This is a genomic window from Gardnerella sp. c10Ua_31 (assembly GCF_055700915.1).
This window is the reverse complement of the sequence record NZ_JANUYG010000002.1, coordinates 100,491-123,239: the sequence shown is the minus strand read 5'-3', so window position 1 is coordinate 123,239 and position 22,749 is coordinate 100,491. Positions and strand designations below refer to the sequence as shown.

At 48.3% G+C, this 22,749-nt stretch carries 22 protein-coding genes; 12 read left to right on the top strand and 10 right to left on the bottom strand.

Features of this window, described 5'->3' with window-relative positions:
* Positions 1-47 precede the first annotated feature (47 nt).
* A complete protein-coding gene (gene rsmD / locus NYP55_RS02980) occupies positions 48-629 on the top strand; it encodes a 16S rRNA (guanine(966)-N(2))-methyltransferase RsmD (RefSeq protein WP_472781558.1) in 582 nt (193 codons plus the stop codon).
* Between the two features lie 408 nt (positions 630-1,037).
* Here rsmD and trmD read toward each other — a convergent pair whose 3' ends face one another.
* From trmD to cysS, 7 genes are all read right to left on the bottom strand, one after another.
* Complete coding sequence (trmD, locus tag NYP55_RS02975; protein ID WP_060785663.1) at positions 1,038-1,907, bottom strand: tRNA (guanosine(37)-N1)-methyltransferase TrmD; 870 nt, start codon at positions 1,905-1,907, stop codon at positions 1,038-1,040.
* A gap of 31 nt (positions 1,908-1,938) precedes the next feature.
* Complete coding sequence (gene rimM / locus NYP55_RS02970; protein ID WP_060785690.1) at positions 1,939-2,523, bottom strand: ribosome maturation factor RimM; 585 nt, start codon at positions 2,521-2,523, stop codon at positions 1,939-1,941.
* 8 nt (positions 2,524-2,531) lie between these two features.
* Positions 2,532-2,765, bottom strand: a complete 234-nt coding sequence (locus tag NYP55_RS02965) for an RNA-binding protein (RefSeq protein ID WP_004131855.1) — start codon at positions 2,763-2,765, stop codon at positions 2,532-2,534.
* Positions 2,766-2,767: 2 nt separating this feature from the next.
* The gene (rpsP, locus tag NYP55_RS02960) at positions 2,768-3,229 is read right to left on the bottom strand and encodes a 30S ribosomal protein S16 (protein ID WP_004113466.1); all 462 of its coding nucleotides are present in this window, start codon (positions 3,227-3,229) and stop codon (positions 2,768-2,770) included.
* A 554-nt stretch (positions 3,230-3,783) separates the two neighbouring features.
* Positions 3,784-4,845: an endonuclease/exonuclease/phosphatase family protein gene (locus tag NYP55_RS02955; protein WP_060785664.1), complete on the bottom strand. Its 1,062-nt coding sequence runs from the start codon at positions 4,843-4,845 to the stop codon at positions 3,784-3,786.
* A gap of 22 nt (positions 4,846-4,867) precedes the next feature.
* Positions 4,868-6,571 (bottom strand): signal recognition particle protein, encoded by a 1,704-nt coding sequence (ffh, locus tag NYP55_RS02950; protein WP_060785665.1) that lies wholly within the window; start codon positions 6,569-6,571, stop codon positions 4,868-4,870.
* A gap of 105 nt (positions 6,572-6,676) precedes the next feature.
* Positions 6,677-8,365 carry a cysteine--tRNA ligase gene (gene cysS / locus NYP55_RS02945; protein ID WP_060785666.1) on the bottom strand — a complete coding sequence of 563 codons (1,689 nt, stop codon included), beginning with the start codon at positions 8,363-8,365 and terminating at the stop codon, positions 6,677-6,679.
* 366 nt (positions 8,366-8,731) lie between these two features.
* Here cysS and NYP55_RS02940 point away from each other — a divergent pair, with 366 nt between their 5' ends.
* Positions 8,732-10,141 carry a nicotinate phosphoribosyltransferase gene (locus tag NYP55_RS02940; protein WP_060785667.1) on the top strand — a complete coding sequence of 470 codons (1,410 nt, stop codon included), beginning with the start codon at positions 8,732-8,734 and terminating at the stop codon, positions 10,139-10,141.
* Positions 10,142-10,190: 49 nt separating this feature from the next.
* Here the strand turns inward: NYP55_RS02940 and NYP55_RS02935 are convergent, their stop codons facing one another.
* Positions 10,191-10,538 (bottom strand): DUF3039 domain-containing protein, encoded by a 348-nt coding sequence (locus NYP55_RS02935; protein WP_472781557.1) that lies wholly within the window; start codon positions 10,536-10,538, stop codon positions 10,191-10,193.
* A gap of 562 nt (positions 10,539-11,100) precedes the next feature.
* Between NYP55_RS02935 and coaD the strand changes: the two genes are divergently transcribed.
* The 6 genes from coaD to NYP55_RS02905 all read left to right on the top strand — a co-directional run bounded on the left by coaD (position 11,101) and on the right by NYP55_RS02905 (position 16,196).
* Positions 11,101-11,655: a pantetheine-phosphate adenylyltransferase gene (coaD, locus tag NYP55_RS02930; protein ID WP_020973209.1), complete on the top strand. Its 555-nt coding sequence runs from the start codon at positions 11,101-11,103 to the stop codon at positions 11,653-11,655.
* Positions 11,656-11,811: 156 nt separating this feature from the next.
* Positions 11,812-12,843: a hypothetical protein gene (locus NYP55_RS02925; RefSeq protein ID WP_472781556.1), complete on the top strand. Its 1,032-nt coding sequence runs from the start codon at positions 11,812-11,814 to the stop codon at positions 12,841-12,843.
* A 1-nt stretch (position 12,844) separates the two neighbouring features.
* Positions 12,845-13,486 carry a YceD family protein gene (locus tag NYP55_RS02920; RefSeq protein WP_472781555.1) on the top strand — a complete coding sequence of 214 codons (642 nt, stop codon included), beginning with the start codon at positions 12,845-12,847 and terminating at the stop codon, positions 13,484-13,486.
* Between the two features lie 346 nt (positions 13,487-13,832).
* Positions 13,833-14,027 carry a 50S ribosomal protein L32 gene (gene rpmF / locus NYP55_RS02915; RefSeq protein WP_004113441.1) on the top strand — a complete coding sequence of 65 codons (195 nt, stop codon included), beginning with the start codon at positions 13,833-13,835 and terminating at the stop codon, positions 14,025-14,027.
* A 99-nt stretch (positions 14,028-14,126) separates the two neighbouring features.
* Complete coding sequence (rnc, locus tag NYP55_RS02910) at positions 14,127-15,032, top strand: ribonuclease III (RefSeq protein ID WP_472781554.1); 906 nt, start codon at positions 14,127-14,129, stop codon at positions 15,030-15,032.
* Between the two features lie 42 nt (positions 15,033-15,074).
* Positions 15,075-16,196 (top strand): tyrosine recombinase XerC, encoded by a 1,122-nt coding sequence (locus tag NYP55_RS02905; protein WP_472781553.1) that lies wholly within the window; start codon positions 15,075-15,077, stop codon positions 16,194-16,196.
* Positions 16,197-16,205: 9 nt separating this feature from the next.
* Here NYP55_RS02905 and NYP55_RS02900 read toward each other — a convergent pair whose 3' ends face one another.
* Positions 16,206-16,466, bottom strand: a complete 261-nt coding sequence (locus NYP55_RS02900; RefSeq protein ID WP_004113436.1) for a Txe/YoeB family addiction module toxin — start codon at positions 16,464-16,466, stop codon at positions 16,206-16,208.
* Positions 16,459-16,722 (bottom strand): type II toxin-antitoxin system RelB/DinJ family antitoxin, encoded by a 264-nt coding sequence (locus NYP55_RS02895; protein ID WP_004113434.1) that lies wholly within the window; start codon positions 16,720-16,722, stop codon positions 16,459-16,461. Before NYP55_RS02895 ends, NYP55_RS02900 begins: the two co-directional genes overlap by 8 nt.
* Positions 16,723-16,897: 175 nt before the next feature.
* Between NYP55_RS02895 and sufB the strand changes: the two genes are divergently transcribed.
* The 4 genes from sufB (at position 16,898) to typA (ending at position 22,697) form a co-directional block, all read left to right on the top strand.
* Positions 16,898-18,457 (top strand): Fe-S cluster assembly protein SufB, encoded by a 1,560-nt coding sequence (sufB, locus tag NYP55_RS02890; protein WP_472781552.1) that lies wholly within the window; start codon positions 16,898-16,900, stop codon positions 18,455-18,457.
* Positions 18,457-19,755: a Fe-S cluster assembly protein SufD gene (sufD, locus tag NYP55_RS02885; protein WP_472781551.1), complete on the top strand. Its 1,299-nt coding sequence runs from the start codon at positions 18,457-18,459 to the stop codon at positions 19,753-19,755. The genes sufB and sufD overlap by 1 nt, the downstream gene beginning before the upstream one ends.
* A gap of 9 nt (positions 19,756-19,764) precedes the next feature.
* Complete coding sequence (sufC, locus tag NYP55_RS02880; protein ID WP_004113429.1) at positions 19,765-20,541, top strand: Fe-S cluster assembly ATPase SufC; 777 nt, start codon at positions 19,765-19,767, stop codon at positions 20,539-20,541.
* A 230-nt stretch (positions 20,542-20,771) separates the two neighbouring features.
* Entirely contained in the window at positions 20,772-22,697 is a 1,926-nt protein-coding gene (typA, locus tag NYP55_RS02875) for a translational GTPase TypA (protein WP_004131886.1), read from the top strand.
* The last annotated feature ends 52 nt before the right edge of the window (positions 22,698-22,749 follow it).

The window sequence follows — 22,749 nt, the reverse complement described above, 5'->3', positions numbered from 1 at the left end:
AAAAAAGATACATAAGTCAAAATAAATTAAAATGATATGCTTAAAATATGCACGTAATTGCAGGAAGATTTAAGGGCACGCCATTATGCGCCGCAAAGTCATGCACAAGACCAACAACAGACCGCACAAAAGAGGCGATTTTTTCTAGACTCGACTCGTGGGGAGTGTGCGGGGGAGCGCGCGTACTCGACTTATTCGCTGGAACCGCGGCTCTAGGTATTGAGGCGATTTCTAGAGGCGCAAACGAGCTTGTGTGCGTGGAGGCGAACGCGGCTGCAGCAGCGTTAATTGCAAAAACAATTAAAGTGCTAGAAAACCAAAGCGCGTGGAGCGAAGATTTAAGCGCGCGCGTAAATAAAAAGCGCGCGGAGCAGTTTGTGCAAGACTACAGTGGCGATGCTTTTGATTTGGTGTTTGTGGATCCGCCGTATGCGTTGGAGACGGAGCAAGTTGAGCTTTTGATTGAAAACATGGTTAAAAACGGCGTTGTAAGTGATGCGGCAGACACGTTGATTGTTTTGGAGCGTAGCGCACGCAGTGTTGCGCCTAAGATTTGTGCGGGGTGGGAGATTTTCGACACGCGAAACTATGGCGAAACTGCCGTTATGTTTATTCAAACCTCGCATTGATGGCTTTGTTTGCGTTTAGAGCGTGACCAAGTGAGGTAGAGATTCAAGATTTTTCTTGTAGTGCGTTTGTATTAAAAAACACCAAAATCAAGTACAATCGCACTACAGTTTTGTTTGTTTGTGTAGTGCGATTGTATGACGACACGCCGTAAACTCGGTACAATCGCACTACATGGCAGGTCCTGTCGTTCGCGCGTTACAGCGCGCTCACGTCTTCGCCTCCGTAGAAGCACACCGTGCTTCTACGCTAAGCGGCTCAGCGCGCCAAATTGCCTTCTCGCGCTACGCTCTAAGCTCGAAGGCAGGTTGGCGCGCCTGCGAGGATAGAAATACTCAAACCTCGCGCAACGTTAAGTGGGAAATTGCACAACAACAACCAATAGGGAGCCGTTCTATCGATAGCTAGATTTATAGGCGTTTTGGCGAATCGCCAGAAACCTCCCACCCAAGGCTAATCAGCGTTTTTCTATCTTGCTTACTAAGCGACTTGCAATCAAGTTTTTCAATCAAATCTGGTCTAATTTGACTTGTGCGCTCCAACGCATCATCTCTACGGAATCGATCCACTTTAGCGTGGTCGCCAGAAGTTAGAATCGCAGGCACACTAAGGCCGCGCCAAGTTGTTGGTCGCGTGTACTGGTGATGCTCAAGAATCGCGTCCGCGCCCGTGTACGACTCTTCCACAATCGACTCAGGGTTACCCATAAAGCCTGGAATCAAGCGCGTAATGGCCTCTACCATAACGCTAACAGCAACTTCGCCGCCGTTAAGAACGTAGTCGCCAATAGAGTACTCGCGCACATCTAAGCCGCGCGATTTGTAGTATTCTGGGATTCGCGCGTCGTAGCCTTCGTAGCGGCCGCATCCAAACACAAGTCGCTTTGCGTTTGCTAATTGCGTTGCGTCTTTTTGCGAAAACAGTGGTGCAGAAGGATTTGGGAAGATTAGAATTGTACCGTTATCAACGCTATTGTTTGCGATGCAGTTATTGTCGTCGCAGACATTGCAGACATCGCAGCCGTCGCCGCTGTTATCTGCGATATTATTGCCACTAAAAAGCAGCTCATCAAGGCACTCCGACCACACTTCGGGCTTCATCACCATTCCAGCGCCGCCCCCAACTGGCGTATCGTCAACAGATTGATGAACGTCGTGTGTCCATCTTCTAAGATTGTACGCGTTAATTTTAAGCAAGCCATTATCTTGCGCTTTACCGAGCAAACTCAGATCAAGCATGCGAAAATATTCAGGGAATACGGAGATTATGTCGATTTGCATTTTTATAAGCCTTAAGCTTAAATCCTGCGCATTAAAGCCCAGGGATTAAGCCGCCTGGAGGGTCTAAAGTTAAATATTCGTTTTTAAGATTTACTTCTGGAACAAGCGCTTGAACAAAAGGAACTAGCGCAATTTTATCATCGCCAACTGGCTCCAAAAGGCGGATTTTAAGCAGCGACTGCGCGCCGTCCACAACGTCTACGACTTTGCCGATTTCGCGAGGAGCAACACCAAGTGAATTATTCTTACAAATGCGCGCGCTAAGGCCTACTAAATCCTTAATATACCAGGCGTTTTCTTGCTCTAACTCTTCCGCGCTTTGAGCCTTAGTGTAAAGCTCCAAGCCGTTTAATGCCTCTGCATCATTACGATTTAGACTCTGTTCAAAAAGCAGAATCCAGCGGTTTTTGAAAGTGCGAGAAGCTTCAATTGTAAACTCGCGCTTGCCGTCTTGAGTGTAAAGCACATTGCCTGGTTCAAAGCGATTATAAGGCTCGTCTGTAAAGATTTGAACCGTAACTTCGCCTTTTAATCCTTGCGCTTTTCCAATACGACAAACCCTCAGTAGGGTGTTTGAACCTTGCTGAGGGTTGTCAAAAAGTTGGTTTTTAGCCACGTTCAATCTCACTTACGTACGTCCATAATGTCTACGCGCACATTGCGACGGCTTAGAGCCTGAACAACAATACGAATAGCATTAGCGGTACGACCGTTTCTTCCAATAACGCGACCGATGTCTTCTGGATTTACGCGCACGCGCAAAAGTTCGCCGCGAGCGTTTGAATGAGAACGCACGGATACGTCATCTGGAAAATCCACAATGTTCTTAATGAGATGTTCCACAGCTTGAGCCAGCATAATTACTCAGCCTTTTCCTCGGCTTCAGCATCTGCTGCTGGAGCTTCTTCGGCTTCGTTCTTAGCGGCTTCTGCAGCAGCCTGAGCCTTTGCAGCGGCTTCGGACTTAGCAGCCTTAAGCTTCTGAGCTTCGGCTTCTACAGCTTCAACGCGAGCCTGAGCGTCTGGGCCAGCTTCGCTAGTCTTCAAAGTGCCTTCTGCACCTTCAAGACCCTTGAACTTCTGCCAATCGCCAGTAATCTTTAGCAGCTTCAACACTGGTTCGGTTGGCTGTGCGCCAACGCCAAGCCAGTACTGTGCGCGATCAGACTTAATCTGAATCAAAGATGGCTGCTTGTTTGGATCGTAGATGCCGATCTCTTCGATGGACTTGCCGTTACGCTTGTTGCGCGAATCAGAAATCACAACGCGATAGAAGGCGTAGAACTTCTTGCCCAATCTCTTAAGACGAATCTTGGTTGCCAAAATGGCTCTCCTTATAACTAGAGTCGTAGAATTTCGCTCGGGTGTGGGGCACTCCTTGCGAGTTCCACTGTTCCTCGCGTGGTCGATAAGAGGGCTTCGATTCACGCGAATAACTTTTCTATTATGACTGATTGCGTGGACTAAGCATTTTGCCAAGAATGTTGGTCAAACTGGCGTGTTGAGCTACAAATTCGGGCTAAGACGTGGGCGTCTTTTCCTTGCTTGCTATTTGCGCGACTTCATATTTGGTGTGTAGGAGGGCTGGGTGTTTCTGCGTTCGCGCGGATTAGCCGCGCTCACGTCTTCGCCGCGCAGAAGCAGTGCTTCTGCTTTGAGCGGCTCAGCGAATCGAGGTGACTTCTCGCGCATTATGCAGCTCGAAGTCGTCGATTCGCCGCGAAAAATCTCGAATCTCTACCTTACTTAGTGGGGTATTGTATGCAAAGAGCATTGTTATTCGGGCGAATAAGCGGGGAGCTAGAGGGGAGCTAGAGGGGAGCTAGAGGGGAGCTAGAGGGGAGCTAGAGGGGAGCTAGAGGGGAGCTAGAGGGGAGCTAGAGGGGGATTGAAACGCAAACGATTAGCGCAAAGTGGTCGCTGCCGTCCACGCGAATTGTGCTTTGCTCTGTGGCTTTAGCGCTGCAGCCTGTTGATTTTACTAGCACATGGTCAAGCGCAAGATTTGGCCATTTTTGCCACGTTGGCCAAGTCTTTAGTCGCTTGCCGATTTGCATTGATGCGTCTAAAAAGCCTGATTTTAGTAGCGTTCTAAAGCTTGGGTGGTCTGGGGTGGAGTTTAAGTCTCCTCCTATTATTGTGACTTTTTTGTATCCGCTTTTATTATGATTTTCGCCGATTTTTGCAAGCGCCATTATTCCGCTGCACCAAGCCGCGCATCCGCGCATAGGCGATTTTGGATGCGCTGAGGCGAATGTTATTAGAAGATTTTCCGCGCGCGAATCGCCAGAAACCGCCGTAACAATTGGCACGTTTGCTGCATCAATCTTAATCGACTTACCAAAAGATTTAACATTGCTTAGTCGCGTATAAATCGCGTTAAATCCGCCATTTTCGTGGTTGTTTGTATTTCCCAATTGAACATGCGCAAAATCGCGTTTAATCCCAAGTTTTTCAAGGTTTTTTACAAGTTTTTTGCTTACTTCTTGCAAAAGAATCGTATCGATTTTATGCGTTTTTGCTAGCTTTATTATTTGACTTGCGTTTGCGCGGCCATATCTGCAATTAAGCGTCATAACGCGGATTTCTAGTGATTTTTCCTGCGATCTTGTCTGCGATTTTTCCTGCGTTTGTTCCCGCAATCGTCTTGAAAAATAGGGCGAATACGATTTCAAAGAGATTACGAACAACACAATATATGCAACGCACAAAAATACGTAAGATTTATAAAATCCATTTTGCGAGCGCGTTGCAATTGCACTTACAATGCTGGCGATTAGCCCAAACCCTGCGCAAAACGGCGCAATCGGAAGCAGCGCAATAACATAGGGCAGTGGTTTTAGCCCGTCTGCTCCAGCTGGCAGCCACCTAAGCAACTGCCAAGCTAAAAGCAAAACAAGCGCAACAAGTAAAATCGCAAGTAAAATCGAGTAAATCATCTACTGATTATCTGTTATTAGCTTATCTGCCGAAAAGTCCTGCGAGTCCGCCGCCCAAATTAGGCGGCAAATCAGGCATTCCGCCAGCAAAATCACCTTCGCCACTCATAAGATTTTGAAGATTTTCTGGCAAATTATTAGGCAAATCCTGCTTCTTCTTCATAAAGGCAGACTCGCCAGCGTCATCGCCATTATTTGAATTATTTGCAGAAGAATTTCCAGACAAGCGGTCTCTAAGCGCGCGCTCCTCGGCCTCGCGGCGCATAGGATTGCCAGACTTTCCGCCCTTCTTCTTGCTCTTTTTGTCTTTACGCTTAGACTTTCCAGCGCCGCCGCCAAACCCAGGCATTCCGCCCATTCCTGGCATTCCTGCGCCGCCGCCATTGCTCATGCGCTTCATCATCTTAGCTGCCTGCTCAAAGCGTTGCAAAAGCGCGTTCACTGCGGAAACCGAAACGCCTGCGCCAGCTGCAATACGCGCGCGCCTAGAACCATCAATAATCTTTGTGTCTTTGCGCTCTTTAGGCGTCATCGAGCGAATAATCGCCTCTGTGCGGTCTATCTCGCGGTCGTCAAACTGCTCAAGCTCTTGCCTGTGCGCTGCCATTCCAGGCATCATGCCAAGAATCTTCTTCATAGAACCAAGCTTTTTAACCTGTTGAAGCTGATCCAAAAAGTCGTCTAGTCCAAAAGTTCCTTCAGATATTTTTGCAGCCGCTTTTCTAGACTCTTCCTCGTCAAACTGCTTTTGCGCATTCTCAATAAGCGTTAGAATATCGCCCATGTCGAGGATTCTGGAGGCCATTCTATCTGGGTGGAAAATCTCAAAATCCTTCAAACCTTCGCCAGTAGAAGCAAACAAAATCGGCTTGCCTGTAACGCTTGCAACAGATAGTGCAGCGCCGCCTCGCGCATCGCCATCTAACTTAGAAAGCACAACGCCTGTAAAGTCAACACCCTCGTTAAAAGCTTGAGCTGTGCGAACAGCGTCTTGACCAATCATGGCGTCTATAACAAACAGAATTTCTTGCGGATTAACAGCATCGCGAATTTCTCGCGCTTGATGCATAAGAGCATCGTCCACGCCAAGGCGACCAGCGGTATCAATAATAACCGTGTCGTACATTTTTGCGCGCGCGTAGTCAATGGAATCTCGCGCAACTTTAACAGGATCCCCAGTGGCTAAACCAGCCGAAACAACTTCGCTGCCGCCATCACTTTGCACACCTCGCTCTGGCGCAAAAATCGCCACGCCTGCGCGCTCGGCAACAACCTCAAGCTGCGTAACGGCGTTAGGGCGTTGCAAATCCGCCGCAACAAGCAAAGGTGTATGCCCAGAATCTTTAAGCCAGTAGCCCAATTTTCCTGCAAGCGTTGTTTTACCAGCGCCTTGCAAGCCAGCAAGCATGATTACGGTTGGGGGGTATTTTGCAAAATTCAGCGGACGCTCAACGCCTGCGCCCAAAACGTTTGTAAGCTCGTCGTTTACAATTCGCACAACCTGTTGAGCAGGATTTAGCGCGCTAGAAACCTCTTCGCCTAGTGCGCGCTCGCGGATTTTAGCGGTAAAAGATCGCACAACGTCTAGAGCCACGTCTGCGTCTAAAAGCGCGCGGCGGATTTCGCGAATCGTGCCGTCGATGTCGGAATCGGATAATTTGCCTTTTCTGCGCAAGTGCTTGAATGCGCCAGAAAGTCTTTCTGTTAACGAACTAAATGCTGCCATAATTGCTCTATTCTATCTGCTGTTGTTAACGTTGCGTGATTACTGCTATTTTGGTTGCGTTTACTAGCGTTGCGTTTATTAACGTTGCGTTTTCTGTACTTACGCTTACTTCAAATGCCACGAAGATCCTTGAACCGCATCTTCAATCACAATTCCCGCGTTATTTAGCGCGTAGCGAATCGCATCCGCTGTCGCAAAATTCCTCATCTCTCTGGCATTCGCTCTAGCTTGAAGCAGCGAGTTGATTAAAGCGTTCAAAGCAGTGCGCTTCTTGCTGATACTGCCGCTGCCGCTGCTACTGACGCCCTTGCTGCCATTTGCGCCTTCTGCAGAAGATTTCGCATTAGAAGCCCAAGGTTCTGCATAAATGTCTAATCCGAGTGTGTCTAGCATGGCGCGCACTTGCAAAACCTCGTTATATAGCAGTTCTTGAATGATTTCGATTTGTGATTGCGCCTCATTTTGCGATATTTTATGCGCTTTCGCAGCGTTTTGCATTTGTGTATAGTAGTCAAGAAATGCATTTCCTTGTCGAATTGCTGTAAATATTGCTGCGTTTGCGCCGGAAACGTTAATATCGTCGTTCATTGCGCGCGTAAAGTCTTCCGGAAGCTTGTCCGCGTTTACGCTTACTACCGCTTCTCGTGTCGGCTGCGCTTTAATTACGCGTCCGGCTCGCTCAAGGAAGTTGCTTATGCGATTGTAAGCAGCTTTTGCTTCTACCAAAGCTTGATCCGACCACTCCAACATTGCGCGATACTGCACAGCTCCCAGCGCGTAACGCACAACCCAAGCCGAATTATTCGCCAAAACTGTTGGCACGGAAAGCCCATTTCCCAACGATTTGCTCATCTTCTCGCCTTTGGCTGTAACCCACGCGGAATGCATCCACACGTTTGCGCTTTCCCAGCCGGCGGCACGCGTTTGTGCCATCTCGTTTTCGTGATGCGGGAATCGCAAATCCAATCCGCCGCCGTGAATGTCAAAATCGTCGCCAAGATAACGGTGGCTCATAGCAGAGCACTCAATATGCCAACCTGGGCGCCCCTCGCCAAAAGGTGTTTTCCAGCGCGCGTCCGGCTGATCGAAATCGCAAGGAGCTTTCCAAAGCGCAAAATCCCTAGGATCGTGCTTGTCTGGGGAAGCGTCGGCCGGGTCGGTCGGGTTGTAAATATCGTTGCCGGCTGAGTCTACGCTTGGGCCTTTTGTATCCGCAATTGAGGACGCTTCGTCGCAACTGTTTACATCACGATTTTGATTTTGGTGCGTAAGCTCGCCGTAATGCTCCCAACTTGGCACGTCAAAATAAACGTTGCCAGTAGGATTTCCCGAATCGTCTTTAATAACGTAAGCGTGACCGCGCTCAATCAAACGCTCAATCAGCTCAACCATATCCGTAATATGACCGGTAGCTCGCGGCTCAACCGTCGGCGGCAAAACGCCTAAAGTGTTATAAGCTTCACTAAATTCGCGCTCGTAAAAGTAGGCGCGCTCCCACCAAGTTTGGCCGGCTTCACTAGCTTTTTTCATGATTTTGTCGTCAATATCTGTGACATTGCGCACAAAAGTAACGTTGTAGCCTAAACGTAGCAGCCAGCGGCGGATTACGTCGAAGGCGATTGCTGCGCGAATATGACCTATGTGCGGCGAGCTTTGCACAGTTGCTCCACACACGTACATTCCAACGTGGCCAGGAGTAACGGTTGTAAACTCGCTAGTGCTGTGAGTTGCCGTGTTGTATAAGCGCAATCGCGCGGCTGCTGCTGTAAGAGTTCTGTTCGTATTTTCAAGCATAATCTCAATTATAATAACTCACGCTCACGTCTTCGCCGCACGTAAAGTCCAGTGGACTTTACGTTTAAGCGGCTCAGGCAGGTCGTCGCGCTTGCTTTTGTTTCCAAAATCGGCCGAAATGTAAACAAATGCGGGCAAAAAGAAACAAACGCAGGAAATCGCTCGCGCGCTACGCTTTGAGCACGCCGTAACTCGCGAGCGATTTGCAGAGAATGTTGCTCAAATCGGCGTGTTGAGCAACAAAATGCGTAGATAGGCATAGGACTATGATTGCAAGCAGATAGAAATCGCAAGCGCTGCTACGGAAAAATGGCCACTAACCGCCCGCCGAATGCACGCCACTAAAATCGCAAGAAAGGATTGAAAATGATTGATTCTTTTGATTTCGCAAAGTCTGAAGTAAAGTCTGACGTAAAATCCTACGCAAACTCTTCCGTACTCATGACCGATATGTACGAGTACACAATGCTAGACGCAGCGCTAAAAGACGGCACAGCAGACCGCAAATGCGTTTTTGAGATTTTTACGAGGCATCTTCCGCAAGGTCGCCGCTACGGAGTGGTAGCAGGCACAGGCAGAATTTTAGAGGAGCTAGCGCGATTCCACTTTAGTGACGAGGACTTGCGATTTTTGCAAGACCGAAAAATCGTAAGCAAAGACACCATTAAATGGCTAGAAAACTACCATTTTAGCGGCAAAATCCGCGGTTATAGGGAAGGCGAAATGTTTTTCCCAGATTCTCCGATTTTGCAAGTTGAAGGAACTTTTGGCGAGTGCACATTGCTAGAAACACTGCTGCTTTCCGTGCTTAACTACGATTGCGCAGTGGCAAGCGCCGCCGCACGCATGGTTTCCGCATCTGCTGGAAGGCCGTGCATGGACATGGGCGGCAGGCGCACAAACGAGTGGTCGGCGGTGGCTGCCTCGCGAGCGGCGGTAATCGGCGGTTTTAAGGGAACTGCAAACCTGCTTGCGGCAAAGCTTTACGGGCTTAAGGCGATTGGAACGGCTGCGCATTGCTTTACTCTTGTGCATGATTCGGAGCGCGCAGCCTTTGAGTCGCAGATTGCCGCGCTTGGCAAAGGCACAACGTTGCTTGTAGACACGTACAACGTGGAGGAGGCTGTTAAAACCGCCGTGCAAGTTGCTGGCGCGGATCTTGGCGGCGTGCGCATTGATTCGGGAGATTTGTGTGTTATGGCTCGTCGCGTGCGCGCGCAGCTCGATGCGTTGGGCGCTAAAAACACTAAAATCACGGTTACTAACGATTTGGATGAGTATGCGCTTGCGTCTTTGCAAAACGCGCCAGTCGATTCCTACGGCATTGGCACAATGCTTGTTACGGGTTCGGGCGCGCCTACTTGCGCAATGGTTTATAAGCTTACAGAGCGCGAGGGCGCGGATGGCGTTATGCAACCTGTTGCTAAGAAGTCTAAGAATAAGGCGACTGTTCCAGGGCGTAAACTTGCGTATCGTTCCTACGATTTTAGTGGCGGCGCGAATGGTGGTGCTGCTGGCAATGGCGTGGCTGACTGCGAACACGTAATTTCTGGTTCGGAGAGCGCACTCGCGACTTTTAAGCCGCAAGATTCTTGGGAAGATTTGCTAGTTGACTACGTGCAAAATGGCGAATTTAATACGGAGTTTATGGGGCATGACGCGATTATGCGAGCACAAGATTATTGTGCCAAAGCGCTTAGCAGACTTCCGATTTCTGCTCAAAGTCTTATGCGTGGCGACCCTGCGATTCCTACAGAAATCAGCGTTTTAGGCTAGTTTGAGTTAGCTTAGACTAGTTTCTAAATCAGCTTTAATTTGAGTTGCTCTAAAAGCCCAGATTGTTCATCTCTTCGTAGATTTTTTTGCACTCTGGGCAAACAGGGTAATCGTTTGCTTCACGTTTTGGAATCCACACTTTTCCGCACAGCGCCACAACAGGGCGGCCAGTCAAGCGCGATTCGATTACGCGATCTTTGGAAACGTAGTGTGCAAAGCGGTCTGCGTCGCCGCCATCGTCCATTTTTGCGGATTCGTCTACTTCTGGCTTTTCGAGCACGCTTGTGCTTGTGCTAGACCCAGAATCTGGGAGGCTTTGCGAATCGTCTTCCATAACAGCGTTCAAATCAGCAGCGTTTAAGCTATCGCCATATTTTGAATCATTTGAAAACGTCATTGCATCCCTTTCGTACAAATCCTTTTCACATAAATCATGTTTGCATAAATCGTGTTGCATAAATCGTGTTTTGTTGCTTGCGATTTATGTTTATACAAGCATAATTCATAATCGCAACAAATATTGCGCGAGCGGCATTCTCTGTTTGCTGTTGCGCGAGGTTTGAGTATTTCTCTCCTCGCAAGTGACGCGCACTTTTGCGTATAGCTTATGAACGTTAATATTCTAAGGTTTTAGGTTTTAGTACTGCGCTATTTATTGCTCGTAGAGAAATACATCAAACCTTCTGAATATCTAGAACAATTGCGTGGCTTTTATCGCCGAGATTCTCGATTTTTCTTGCTCTCTCGGCGAGTCACCATCTAGCGACGCTGAGGCTCGCTTCGATAGCTGCGAAAAATCTCGAATCTCTACTTCGCTTGGCATCACCGCGCGCGAACGATTCGACGCACTTTGTACCATATTTGACCTGAATCACGTACAAAATGCGGGAATGGGTCATGTTGTTCGCGCGGTCAAAGCGCGTGCCAGATTCGTGCCAGACACGTGGTAACCTAAATATATGACTATAGCTGTTTGCCCAGGCTCCTACGATCCCGTTACAGCCGGACACTTAGACGTGATACAACGTTGTACGCATCTTTTTAACGAAGTGCATGTTTTAGTGGCGGTTAATGCGGCCAAAACGCCCATGTTTTCCGAGTCGGAGCGCGTGGATATTATTCGCAAAGCGTTGGAAGACTTAAAAGACGATTCGCCAATCGGCAAGTTTGCGCCACCTTTGCGCGGTGCTGCTAAATCGCCAGCGTGTAAAATAGTTGTTTCTTCTACAGATGGTCTTATTACAGATTATTGCAAAAAAGTCGGAGCAACCGTAATCGTTAAGGGATTGCGCCAAAATGGCGACTACGAGGCGGAGCTTGGAATGGCGCTGGTTAATCGCAAGCTGGCTGGCATTGAAACCATGTTTTTGCCAGCGGATCCTATTTTGGAGCATGTTTCTAGCTCTGTTGTAAAAGATGTGGCTCGTCATGGTGGCGATGTTTCGGGAATGGTGCCAAATAATGTGATTCCACTTTTGCAAAGCGTTTTTTCTAAAACAAATGCAATATCGTAATCATAAAATTAGCGAAATATTATAATGGCAAGTTAAATATCACCGAAATAAGTACAATATTACTAAAATAAATACGTATTAAATAAATACGTACTAAAATACGTACAATAAGATTGTTAAGAGATAAGAGAGCAGCTACTTAGCGAAGGAGCGAAAATGAGCGAAAACGAAGACGACACAATGGAAAGCCAAGTATCGGCAAATCGCAGCCAAAAGTTGCCATTAAATCCAGTGATTGCAAACAACGACGATTCGCCTAGTGCTGCTTTTGAAGCTTACGATGCTGTGCCTGCGGCAAGTAAGGCTAATGATGATGCTAGTGACGCTGCTAGCGACTCAGCGGCTGCTGGCGACTCTGTGGTTGCTGGCGATGAGGCTGCCAATTCTGCGGTTGCTGGCGATGAGGCTGCCAATTCTGCGGTTGCTGGCGATGAGGCTGCCAATTCTGCGGTTGCTGGCGATAATGCGCAAAACTTGTTCCCAATGCCAGATTTGCGCGAGCGAGAAGACGGCGGCGCAATAGCGTTTGACGACGAAGAAGAAAACGTGTTTAAGGCAGCGGATCCGCAAACCGTTAGTGAGGAAGTGCGCACAAAGTCGCGTGAAGAGTTCACTACTGTGTACGACATAATCGACACGATGGAAACGGCGTTAAATAGCGCAAAGGGAGTGCTTTTTGCTGCTGGAATGGCAAAGGTGGATCGCGAAGAGTTTGGCGATTATTTGTCTAGGCTAAAAGACATGCTGCCTGTTCAGCTGGAGCGCGCTAGTGCGTTAATGCGAGAGGCAGAGAGGCGTTTGCGAACGGCTCAAGCTCAAGCAAATTCTGTTGTAAGTTCGGCTCAAAGTCAGGCTGCGCAAATGGTTGAGGAAGCTCAGGAGCGAGCCAGATTCTTGGCAGGTCAAGAAAATGTTGTTGCGATTGCAAAGAATCAAGCGCGCGAGATTGTAAACAATGCGCAAGCAAAGGCCGAAAAGCTTACTCGCGGTGCGGATCAGTACAGCGCCACGGTTATGGAAGGCTTAAAGCAGCAATTAGATAAGCTTGAGCAAGACGTTCAAGCAGGTCAGCGCGTTTTGGAAGAGCGTAGACGCGCAGCTGCACATGTGCAAAATCAGGCTGCGAGTAAGATAGATGAAGAATTTAACAGCGAAAGCAGTGAAAGAAGCGACGACGAAAGGAATTAAAATGACATCGCATCCCTCCCAGTCTTTGTGGGCGGTACCAGTTGCGCAAATGGCAGCGCGTGCAGGAAGTAGCATGCAATTGCATCGCGCGTTCCCAGCGCCAGAGGGCATTGGAGACAGCGTTATTGGCGTGCAGCCAGGGAGCGATGTTACAGTAGACGGCAATTTTGATTCCGTTGTGGACGGGCTTATGTTCCAGGGCACGATTACGGCGCGAGTACATGCAGAGTGCTCGCGATGCTTGATGCCGTTGCATAGGGATTGGCCTGTTGATGTGTGCGCGTTTTTTGCGCGCGTGGAAAGCGGCAAAGGCGGCAAGAGCGCAAATGGCGGCGCGCGTTCTAATAACTCTAATGATGATTTAGAAGATGCTGATATTTGGGACGAAGGCGACGATTCTGGAAATGTGTATCCGCTGGTTGGTGGCGGCGATTTTGCCGACATTGAGGCGCTGATTCGAGACACAATGGTTAGCGAGTTGCCACTTAAGCCTTTGTGCGAGCCAGATTGCAAGGGTCTCTGCACTCAGTGCGGAGAGAATCTGAATGAGCATCCAGAGCATCATCACGACGTTACGGATATTCGTTTTGCAGCGCTTGAAGGTCTTAAGGAAAAGCTTGAAAAATCGCAAAATCGCGACTGATTTGCGCTCCGACCTGCATGAATGCTTTGATCGCGTGCGCGACGACCTGCCTTTCCGCTTTTTGTACCAAATTTGGCGTAAATTACGTACAAACTCCGGAAAAACCCTCCGCTTTTTGTACCAAAATCGACATAAATTACGTACAAAACCCGTCAAACAACTCCGCATTTTGTACCATATTTGACCATAATTACGTACAAAATGCGGAAATATCGCTCGCGCGGTCAAAGCGCATGCGCGAGGCAAATCTAACAAATTTGTAGTGCGTTTTTACATAATGTATGGCGCTTGCTGTAATATACAGAACGCTTAAGCTCAATCGGTTGAACGAAATAGAGGAAAGATTATGGCACTGCCAAAGTACAAGACCTCGCGCGCTAATACTCATTCGCGTCGCGCCAATTGGAAGGCTTCTGCCGTGCAGACTATTACCTGCCCGAACTGCGGTTCGCCAGCGTTGTCTCACATGGCTTGCCCAACCTGCGGTAACTTCCGCGGTCGCGTGTATCGCGAAGCAATTCGCTCTGCGCACACCAAGTAGGTTGTATTTTAAGAGAACCCTGCCATCGACGGGTGGCAGGGTTTTTGTTTTTTGCAACAAAGTCGGGAAGCATATAGCGCAAATCAACGACTTCAACGCATGCGCTATAATGTTGAAAATATGAGTGGGAACAATACAAAAGATCAAAATGGCGTCAAAAACGATATAAGTGGCGTTCAAAGTGACGACCAGCACGGCGCATGCACGAACCCAAATCAGCCACAAGACGCTGGAACTAGCAGCATTGGCGTTGCGCGAACACAAGACGGACACACGCAAAATGGTGACCCTACTCAGGAGCTTTTGCGCGCGCTTGGCACTACGATTTCGCCAGATTTGCTTGTTGAGGCGCTCACTCATCGATCTTTTTCGCACGAGCATCCAGGCACTAAAAACTACGAGCGCCTAGAGTTTTTGGGGGATGCTGTTTTGGAGCTTGTTTCTACAGAAACGCTGTTTTCTGCTCACCCAGACATGACGGAAGGCCAGTTGGCTAAGCTTCGCGCTAAGGCTGTTTCGGAGTGGGCTTTGAGCGCGGTTGCGCGAGATAAGTTGCATGTTGGGCCGTATATTCTTTTGGGTCATGGCGAGATGGAGCATGGCGGCGCTCAAAAAGACTCGATTTTGTGTGATATTGTTGAGGCGCTTATTGGCGCAACTTTTGTTGAGCATGGCATTGACGAGGCGCGCGCTGTAGTGCATCGCTTGATTGACGACACTTTGGCGGAGGTTCTTACAGAAGGCCCTGCGTTGGATTGGAAGACTTCGCTTACGGTTTTGGCGCACGAGATGGGGCTTGACGAGCCGCAATATAGGATGTCGGTTTCTGGCCCAGATTATGCGCCTGTGTTCCATGCGCGTGCTGTTTTGGCGCACGAAAGTGGTGATGAGCTGCTCGGCGAGGCGGATGGTTCTAGCAAGCGCAAGGCTCAGCTTGCGGCTGCAGATAAAGCTTGGCATGTGTTGGATAGAAGGCGTAAGTCGAGCGGAGAAAGCGGTAATTAGGTCTTTCTGATTGCTGTTATATAGGCGATTCGAGGCGGTTCTATGGCTAGCAGTCGTAATAATAATGATTTATTATTTGACGATGATTTGGTATCGTCAACGGAAGCTTGCGACTTTTGCGACTTACGCTACCACTGTGCGCGCTACGTTGACTATTTGCGCGCAAACAAAGGCCTTGGAAGCGCCACCTTGCGCGCGTATAGCGCTGATGTTTTGCAATGCTTAGAGTGGTGCAATCGCAATGGTTTTTGCGATTTGCGCGAGGTTTCTACGAGTGTTTTGCGCCAATGGATGTATTGGCTTAACAAGAATCACGCGCGCTCGAGTTTGGCGCGCAAAGTGGTAGCTGTGCGCGGCTTTTTTGCGTGGGCTACGCACGTTGGTTTGATTAGCGCGAATCCTGCGCAAATTCTTGCAACTCCTAAGATTGCTAATGAGCTTCCTACTGTTTTAGACGAAGCGCAAGCGCAAAAGTTGCTTGATTATGCGGATAATTGCGCGGATAGTTGTGCGGATAGTTGCGCCGATAACTTTGCGCATGATTCAACTGAGCAAAGCAGCACGCAAAAAAAGCCTCGCGCGCAAAAGTCGCAAGCTTCCGAGCGTAAAGAAAATACGCCACTAAAATCGCCCCAAAAATCCCCTCAAGAACATGCGCTAGCCCTTAGAAACGCTGCGATTCTAGAGCTTTTATACGCAACGGGCATGCGCGTGGGAGAGCTTACAAGCATTAATGTGCAAGATATGGATTTTGAAAATCACACTGTAAAAGTTACAGGTAAAGGAAACAAGCAGCGCGTGGTGCCGTTTGGCGTTCCTGCTGCAAATGCGTGCAAAGAGTGGATTGAGCATGGTCGAAGTGCACTGCTGGAAAAGCACGCAGAAACCTCGCAAGCGCTGTTTTTGGGCGCGCGAGCAAAGCGCATCGATCAGCGCATTGTTAGAAGCATTGTTCACGCGGCTGCAGCGGCTGCAAACGTGCCAGATGTTGCTCCGCACGCACTTCGCCACAGTGCTGCAACGCATATGCTCAACGGTGGAGCGGATCTTCGCGAAGTTCAAGAGCTTTTGGGTCATTCGTCGCTTAACACAACGCAGCGCTACACGCACGTTTCTATTCAAGCTCTTAAGCAGCGCTACTCGCAAGCCTTCCCGCGTGCGTAAATTTTGCGATCATCTGTCATAATGTGAACCACACTGAACTATTCTCATTATGTTTCCATCGATTCGGTAAACTATTCTGTTGCAATCATCAATCCGCCTGCTCCAGTATCCAGAAAAATCACCTTTCAGAGGTTCTGGTTTACCTATGCCATTGTATCCATTGCGATCAATGTCTTTAAGAAGCTGAAGGATTCTCTTAAGAGTTTTCTTATCTTGCTTAGACCAGTACTCAAAGTCTTCCCACGCTTCATCTGTCCACGCTTTAATCATCTAGCGGAACCTCGTGTATAGTGCCGCCTGTTTCTTCCATGTGTGCTATGGATTTTTTAAGACGACTTATATTCTCTGGATTGTAAAACGGATCTGCTGAAACTTCGAATGGTATTCTGTGCTCTCTTCCAACTTTCTTAGCAAATATTGTGAATGCTGCACTCATTGAAAGCCCTAGTTCTCGGCAAACATTTTCCATAAGTCGTTTATCGTCTGCATTTAGCTTGAAATTAATGTTCACTGTATTTGTTGTCATCTAAATTACCACCTTTCTAAATAAGATTTTAATAAAAATGCAATAAAAAATAAAGTATTTTTCTTTGTGTTTAATTAACACATGCAGGGAATGAAAAGATGTGATTTGAATCACGTAATGCCGCCGCGTGGCTAAATGTATAATCGATTTATAAGCTTGATAGGAGGGTAAAACAGTGGTTGATGATTCAAATAAGCCTGAATCAAGCGCATCATTGAATGAGAATGCAGCAAATCAAAACGACTCCAGCACGCCAGAATCCAGCGCGGCAGACGTTGAAATGAGCCAGTACGTGGCAGATCGCGCTCGCGTAAACGAAGATAAAATTCGCCAAGACGAGCAAATCGTTGCCGAATTTGGCGAGTACAATTACGGCTGGCATGATTCGGATGCTGCAGGCGAAGCTGCAAAGAAGGGCATTGACGAGTTGGTTGTTCGCGCAATTTCCGCAGACAAACACGAGCCAGAGTGGATGCTAAACCTTCGTTTGCAAGGCTACCGCGCGTTTTTGCAAAAGCCGATGCCTGATTGGGGAGTGGATTTAAGCGGTTTTGACGCAGACGATTTTAAGTACTACGTTCGTCCAGTTCACGATCAAGCGAAAACTTGGGATGATTTGCCAGAAGATATTCGCAAAACTTACGATAGGCTTGGCATTCCAGAAGCGGAGAAAAAGCGCTTAGTTTCAGGCGTTGCAGCACAGTATGAGTCGGAAGTTATTTACAATTCGATTCGCGAGGACCTAGCAGCTCAAGGCGTGATTTTTGTTGATACGGATACAGCAGTGCAAAAGTATCCAGAGCTTGTAAAAAAGTATTTTGCAACTGTGATTCCAGTTGACGACAACAAGTTTGCGGCTCTTAACACGGCGGCTTGGAGTGGCGGATCGTTTGTGTACGTGCCAAAAGGCGTGCATGTGGATATTCCGCTGCAGGCTTACTTCCGCATTAACACGCCGAACATGGGTCAGTTTGAGCGCACGTTGATTATTGCAGACGAAGGATCGTACGTGCATTACGTTGAAGGTTGCACAGCTCCGATTTATTCCACGGATTCGCTCCACGCTGCAAACGTTGAGATTGTTGTAGAAAAGCATGCGCGCGTGCGCTACACAACCGTGCAAAACTGGTCAAATAACGTGTACAACTTGGTAACTCAGCGAGCCTACGTGCGCGAAGGTGGCACAATGGAGTGGGTTGATGGAAACATTGGCTCCAAGGCTACTATGAAGTATCCTGCATGCGTTCTTGCCGAGCCGTACGCAAAAGCAGAAACCATGTCTTTGAGTTTTGCGGGCTGCGGCCAATACCAAGATACGGGTGCGAAGATGATTCATTTGGCTCCGCACACGAGTTCTACGATTGTTGCTAAGTCGATTTCGCGCGGCGGAGGTCGCTCGGCTTACCGCGGTCTTGTGAAGATTGTTAAGGGCGCTAGCGGCTCCAGCTCTTCGGTTGTGTGCGACGCTTTGCTTGTTGACGATTTTTCTAGGTCCGACACTTATCCGCATGTTGACGTGCGCGAAGATAACGTTTCGATGGCTCACGAGGCCACTGTTTCCAAAGTTTCCGAAGATCAGCTTTTCTATTTGATGAGCCGTGGGCTGGAAGAAAAAGAGGCTATGGGCATGATTGTTCGCGGCTTTGTGGAGCCGATTAGTCGCCAGCTGCCAATGGAGTATGCTCTGGAGCTTAATCGTCTTGTGGAATTGCAAATGGAAGGATCCGTGGGGTGATGAGCGAAGATCTGAAAAAGAATTTAGGCAATAAAATGACGGAAAAAGAAATTAATATTCCTGTAGCAGACCCTAACGATCCTTACGCTGTTCCTGCTGCAATGCCTTCTAGTGCAGATAAATCCGTGCGCTCTTTTAACGTGCAAGACTTTGCGATTCCAACGCGCAAGCAGGAAGATTGGCGATACACGCCAGTTGAGCGAATCGATGAGTTTTTTGATAGCTTTGAGCCGTCTAACAACGTTGCCGTGGAGCTAAAAGGCGTTGATGGCGATTCGCGCGCAACTCTACAAATTTTGCCAAAAAACGAGGCTCCGCACACAGAAATGAAGCCTTCGGATCGCGTGGCTGCTGTTGCGTGGAATTCTGCAAAGTCGGCATACGTTTTGCATGTTTGTGGCGAAGTTACAAAGCCAATAATATTGCAAATCCACGGAAACAACTTGCAATCACTAGACGCTGCGAAATCGCTAGACGCATTGCACTTAGTGATTGAAGCCGATTCTTACACAAACGCGGATATTATTGTAGAACACACAGGAGTTGCAAAGCTTGCTGAAGGCGTAGAAATCATTCTTGGAGATAATGCGCACGTTTCTACAACGTTCATTCAAGAGTGGGATTCAGGCAGCAAACACGTTGGAAATCATAGGATTCACGTGGGTGCTGGTGCGTCTCTTCGTCACACAATGGTCACGCTCGGCGGAGACGTTGTGCGAATCCGCATGGATCAGGATTTTGGCGGAGAAAAGGGCGATTTGAATATGCTTGGCATGTATTTTGTGGATCCAGGCGAGCATGTTGAGCATCGTACAATGGTTGTGCACAATCACCCAGAATGCAAGTCGCGAGTAGTGTATAAGGGCGCGCTTTACGGCAAAGGAGCGCATTCTACATGGGTTGGAAACGCGCTTATTAAGCCAGAAGCTCCAGGCACGGATTCGTACGAGTTGAACCGAAATCTGGTGCTAACTCCTGGCGCGATTGCCGATTCGGAGCCAAATCTAGAAATCGAAAACGGAAATATTATTGGCGCAGGTCACGCAAGTTCTGTTGGCAGATTCGACGACGAGGAGCTGTTTTACTTGCAATCTCGCGGCGTGAGCGAGGCGGATGCTAGGAAGCTTGTTGTGCGCGGATTCTTTAACGAGCTTATTGATGAGATTGGCGTGCCGCAAATCGTAGATCATTTGATGGCTGCGATTGAGAGGCGTTTAGCTAAGACGGAAGAATCGCAAGCAACCGCACTATCAGGCGAATCGCAAGCAACCGACGAATCGAAATATGCGGAAGAATAGGAGATAAACATGTCAACTTTAGAAATCAAGGATTTGTATGCGTCTGTAGAAACAAAAGAGGGACGCAAGCAAATATTAAAAGGTGTAAATCTTACGGTTAATTCTGGCGAAACGCACGCGATTATGGGACCGAATGGCTCTGGAAAGTCTACTCTCGCATACACTTTGGCGGGTCACCCAAAGTACGAGGTGGATTCAGGCCAGGTGCTTTTAGACGGCGAAGATATTTTGAAGATGACTCCAGACGAGCGCGCAAAAGCTGGGCTTTTCCTTGCAATGCAATACCCGGTAGAGGTACCAGGCGTTTCGATGACGAACTTTTTGCGCACAGCAAAAACAGAGGTGAGCGGAGAGGCTCCGACTTTGCGCGCGTGGGTTAAAGAGCTTAACGAAGCAATGAAGCGCTTAAGAATGGACCCAAAGTTTGCGTCTCGCTCTGTAAACGAGGGCTTTTCGGGCGGCGAGAAAAAGCGTGCGGAAGTTTTGCAACTAGAGATTTTAAAGCCAAAGTTTGCGATTTTGGACGAGACGGATTCTGGCCTAGATGTGGATGCTTTGCGAATTGTTTCGGAAGGCGTAAATCGCGCCAAAGAAAGCACTGGCTTGGGCATTATGATGGTTACGCATTACACGCGAATCTTAAAGTACATTAAGCCAGATATTGTGCACGTTTTTGCGCAAGGTCACTTTGTAAAGACGGCAGGGCCAGAGCTTGCGGACGAGCTGGAAGAAGAAGGATACGACAAGTATTTGCCAGAAGGCGCCAGCGAATCTGCTATTGCATGAATCGACCTGCATGAGCGCTTAAAGCGCGAGAGCAACATGATCTTCTATTCCGCGTTTTGTACGTGATTTAGGCCAAATCTGGTACAAAGTGCGGAAGGTTGTTCCGTGTTTTGTAGTCCTACATGCCGTTTCGAGCTACAAAATGCGTCAACATTTCTCGTGTAATGGCGTGTCTAAAGTCGCGAGTAAACTTGTTTAGGTTTGGCTAAATCAAATGGAAGAGGTTTGTAATGACTGTTCGCGGTGATATTAGAAATGTGGCAATCGTAGCGCACGTTGATCATGGTAAAACAACGCTCGTAAATGCCATGCTTCAGCAGTCGCACGTATTCTCTGAGCGAGAAGAAGTGCCAGACCGCGTAATGGACTCCAACGACCTTGAGCGCGAAAAAGGCATCACCATTCTTGCCAAGAACACGGCCGTGCAATACACTGGCCCGCTTGCAGAAAAGTACGGTCACCCAGAGGGAATTACAATCAACGTAATCGATACCCCAGGTCACGCCGACTTTGGTGGCGAGGTGGAGCGCGGCATCTCTATGGTTGATGGCGTTGTGCTTCTTGTTGACGCTTCCGAAGGCCCACTTCCACAAACTCGATTCGTTCTACGCAAGGCACTTGAGGCAAAGCTGCCAGTGATTTTGTGCGTTAACAAAACGGATCGTCCAGATGCGCGTATTGACGAGGTTGTTAGCGAGGCTACAGATTTGCTTCTCGGTCTTGCACAAGACGTTGTTGAAGAAGGAATCGACCTCGATATTGATTCGCTTCTTGATTTGCCTGTTATTTATTGCGCTGCAAAAGCTGGCTATGCATCCTTGAATCAGCCAGAAAACGGCGGTTTGCCAGACAACGATAATTTGGAGCCTCTTTTTGACTCCATTATTTCCAACATTCCAGCGCCAGAATACGAGGAAGGCGCGCCTCTTCAGGCACACGTTGCAAACATCGATTCTTCCGACTTCCTTGGCCGCTTAGGTTTAGTGCGAATCTACAATGGCATTTTGGAAAAGGGCAAGACTTACGGGCTTTCTCGTGTAGACGGCTCGATTGAAAACTTCCGTGTTTCCGAGCTTTTGCGCACTCAAGGCTTGGAGCGCACTCCTGTTGCATCTGCAGGTCCTGGAGATATTGTTGCAGTTGCAGGCGTTAACGACATTATGATTGGCGAGACGATTGTGGATCAGAACGATCCAAAGCCTCTTCCATTGATTCACGTTGACGACCCAGCTATCTCCATGACTTTCGGCATTAACGATTCGCCGCTTGCTGGCACAGAAGGCAAGGATCACAAGCTTACAGCGCGCATGATTAAAGATAGGCTTGATCGCGAGCTTATTGGTAACGTGTCTATTAAGGTTATTCCAACAGACCGCCCAGATGCTTGGGAAGTTCAGGGTCGTGGCGAGTTGGCGTTGGCAGTTTTGGCGGAGCAAATGCGTCGCGAAGGCTATGAGCTTACAGTTGGCCGCCCTCAAGTTGTTACTAAGACAATTGATGGCCAAATTAACGAGCCTATGGAAAACACTACGATTGATGTTCCAGAAGAATACATGGGTACTGTTACGCAGCTTATGGCGGATCGCAAGGGTCGCATGGATTCTATGAGCAATCACGGATCTGGCTGGATTCGCTTGCAATTTACTGTTCCTTCTCGCGGTCTTATTGGCTTCCGCACGGCTCTTCTTTCTGCAACTCGCGGAACGGGAATCGCAAGCTCTATTTCTGCAGGCTACGCGCCTTGGGCTGGTCAGATTGTAACTCGTCAGAATGGCTCCATGGTTTGTGATCGTAAGGGTGTTGCAACTCCTTATGCTATGCAGCGTTTGCAGGCGCGTGGCGTGTTCTTTGTGGATCCGCAAAGCCCTGTGTACGAAGGTCAAATCGTTGGTATTAACAACAAGCCAGACGAGTTGGATGTTAACATTACGCTTGCTAAGCATATGACTAACATGCGTTCTTCTACAGCAGATGTGCTTGAGACTTTGACTCCACCAATTAAGATGAGCTTGGAAGAGTCGCTTGACTTTGCTAACGAAGATGAGTGCGTGGAAGTTACACCTGAGTCGATTCGCGTGCGCAAGATTATTTTGAGCCGTGATGAATGGTATAAGTGGCGCGCTAAGCAGCGTAGGCAGAACAACAACGCTGCGTGATTGCTGCGTAAATTTAGCGTGATTTCTTAAAATATCGCTTAAAATATTCCTT

What these genes read in the sequence shown, in the direction of transcription:
- NYP55_RS02955 (WP_060785664.1), bottom strand. Translation starts at nt 4,845, where the DNA reads ATGATTTACTCGATTTTACTTGCGATTTTACTTGTTGCGCTTGTTTTG.
- cysS (WP_060785666.1), bottom strand. Translation starts at nt 8,365, where the DNA reads ATGCTTGAAAATACGAACAGAACTCTTACAGCAGCAGCCGCGCGATTG.
- NYP55_RS02965 (WP_004131855.1), bottom strand. Translation starts at nt 2,765, where the DNA reads ATGCTGGCTCAAGCTGTGGAACATCTCATTAAGAACATTGTGGATTTT.
- NYP55_RS02895 (WP_004113434.1), bottom strand. Translation starts at nt 16,722, where the DNA reads ATGACAACAAATACAGTGAACATTAATTTCAAGCTAAATGCAGACGAT.
- sufD (WP_472781551.1), top strand. Translation starts at nt 18,457, where the DNA reads ATGAGCGAAGATCTGAAAAAGAATTTAGGCAATAAAATGACGGAAAAA.
- NYP55_RS02940 (WP_060785667.1), top strand. Translation starts at nt 8,732, where the DNA reads ATGATTGATTCTTTTGATTTCGCAAAGTCTGAAGTAAAGTCTGACGTA.
- NYP55_RS02925 (WP_472781556.1), top strand. Translation starts at nt 11,812, where the DNA reads ATGAGCGAAAACGAAGACGACACAATGGAAAGCCAAGTATCGGCAAAT.
- rpmF (WP_004113441.1), top strand. Translation starts at nt 13,833, where the DNA reads ATGGCACTGCCAAAGTACAAGACCTCGCGCGCTAATACTCATTCGCGT.
- coaD (WP_020973209.1), top strand. Translation starts at nt 11,101, where the DNA reads ATGACTATAGCTGTTTGCCCAGGCTCCTACGATCCCGTTACAGCCGGA.
- NYP55_RS02900 (WP_004113436.1), bottom strand. Translation starts at nt 16,466, where the DNA reads ATGATTAAAGCGTGGACAGATGAAGCGTGGGAAGACTTTGAGTACTGG.
- NYP55_RS02935 (WP_472781557.1), bottom strand. Translation starts at nt 10,538, where the DNA reads ATGACGTTTTCAAATGATTCAAAATATGGCGATAGCTTAAACGCTGCT.
- ffh (WP_060785665.1), bottom strand. Translation starts at nt 6,571, where the DNA reads ATGGCAGCATTTAGTTCGTTAACAGAAAGACTTTCTGGCGCATTCAAG.
- typA (WP_004131886.1), top strand. Translation starts at nt 20,772, where the DNA reads ATGACTGTTCGCGGTGATATTAGAAATGTGGCAATCGTAGCGCACGTT.
- NYP55_RS02905 (WP_472781553.1), top strand. Translation starts at nt 15,075, where the DNA reads ATGGCTAGCAGTCGTAATAATAATGATTTATTATTTGACGATGATTTG.
- NYP55_RS02920 (WP_472781555.1), top strand. Translation starts at nt 12,845, where the DNA reads ATGACATCGCATCCCTCCCAGTCTTTGTGGGCGGTACCAGTTGCGCAA.
- sufC (WP_004113429.1), top strand. Translation starts at nt 19,765, where the DNA reads ATGTCAACTTTAGAAATCAAGGATTTGTATGCGTCTGTAGAAACAAAA.
- rsmD (WP_472781558.1), top strand. Translation starts at nt 48, where the DNA reads ATGCACGTAATTGCAGGAAGATTTAAGGGCACGCCATTATGCGCCGCA.
- trmD (WP_060785663.1), bottom strand. Translation starts at nt 1,907, where the DNA reads ATGCAAATCGACATAATCTCCGTATTCCCTGAATATTTTCGCATGCTT.
- rnc (WP_472781554.1), top strand. Translation starts at nt 14,127, where the DNA reads ATGCGCTATAATGTTGAAAATATGAGTGGGAACAATACAAAAGATCAA.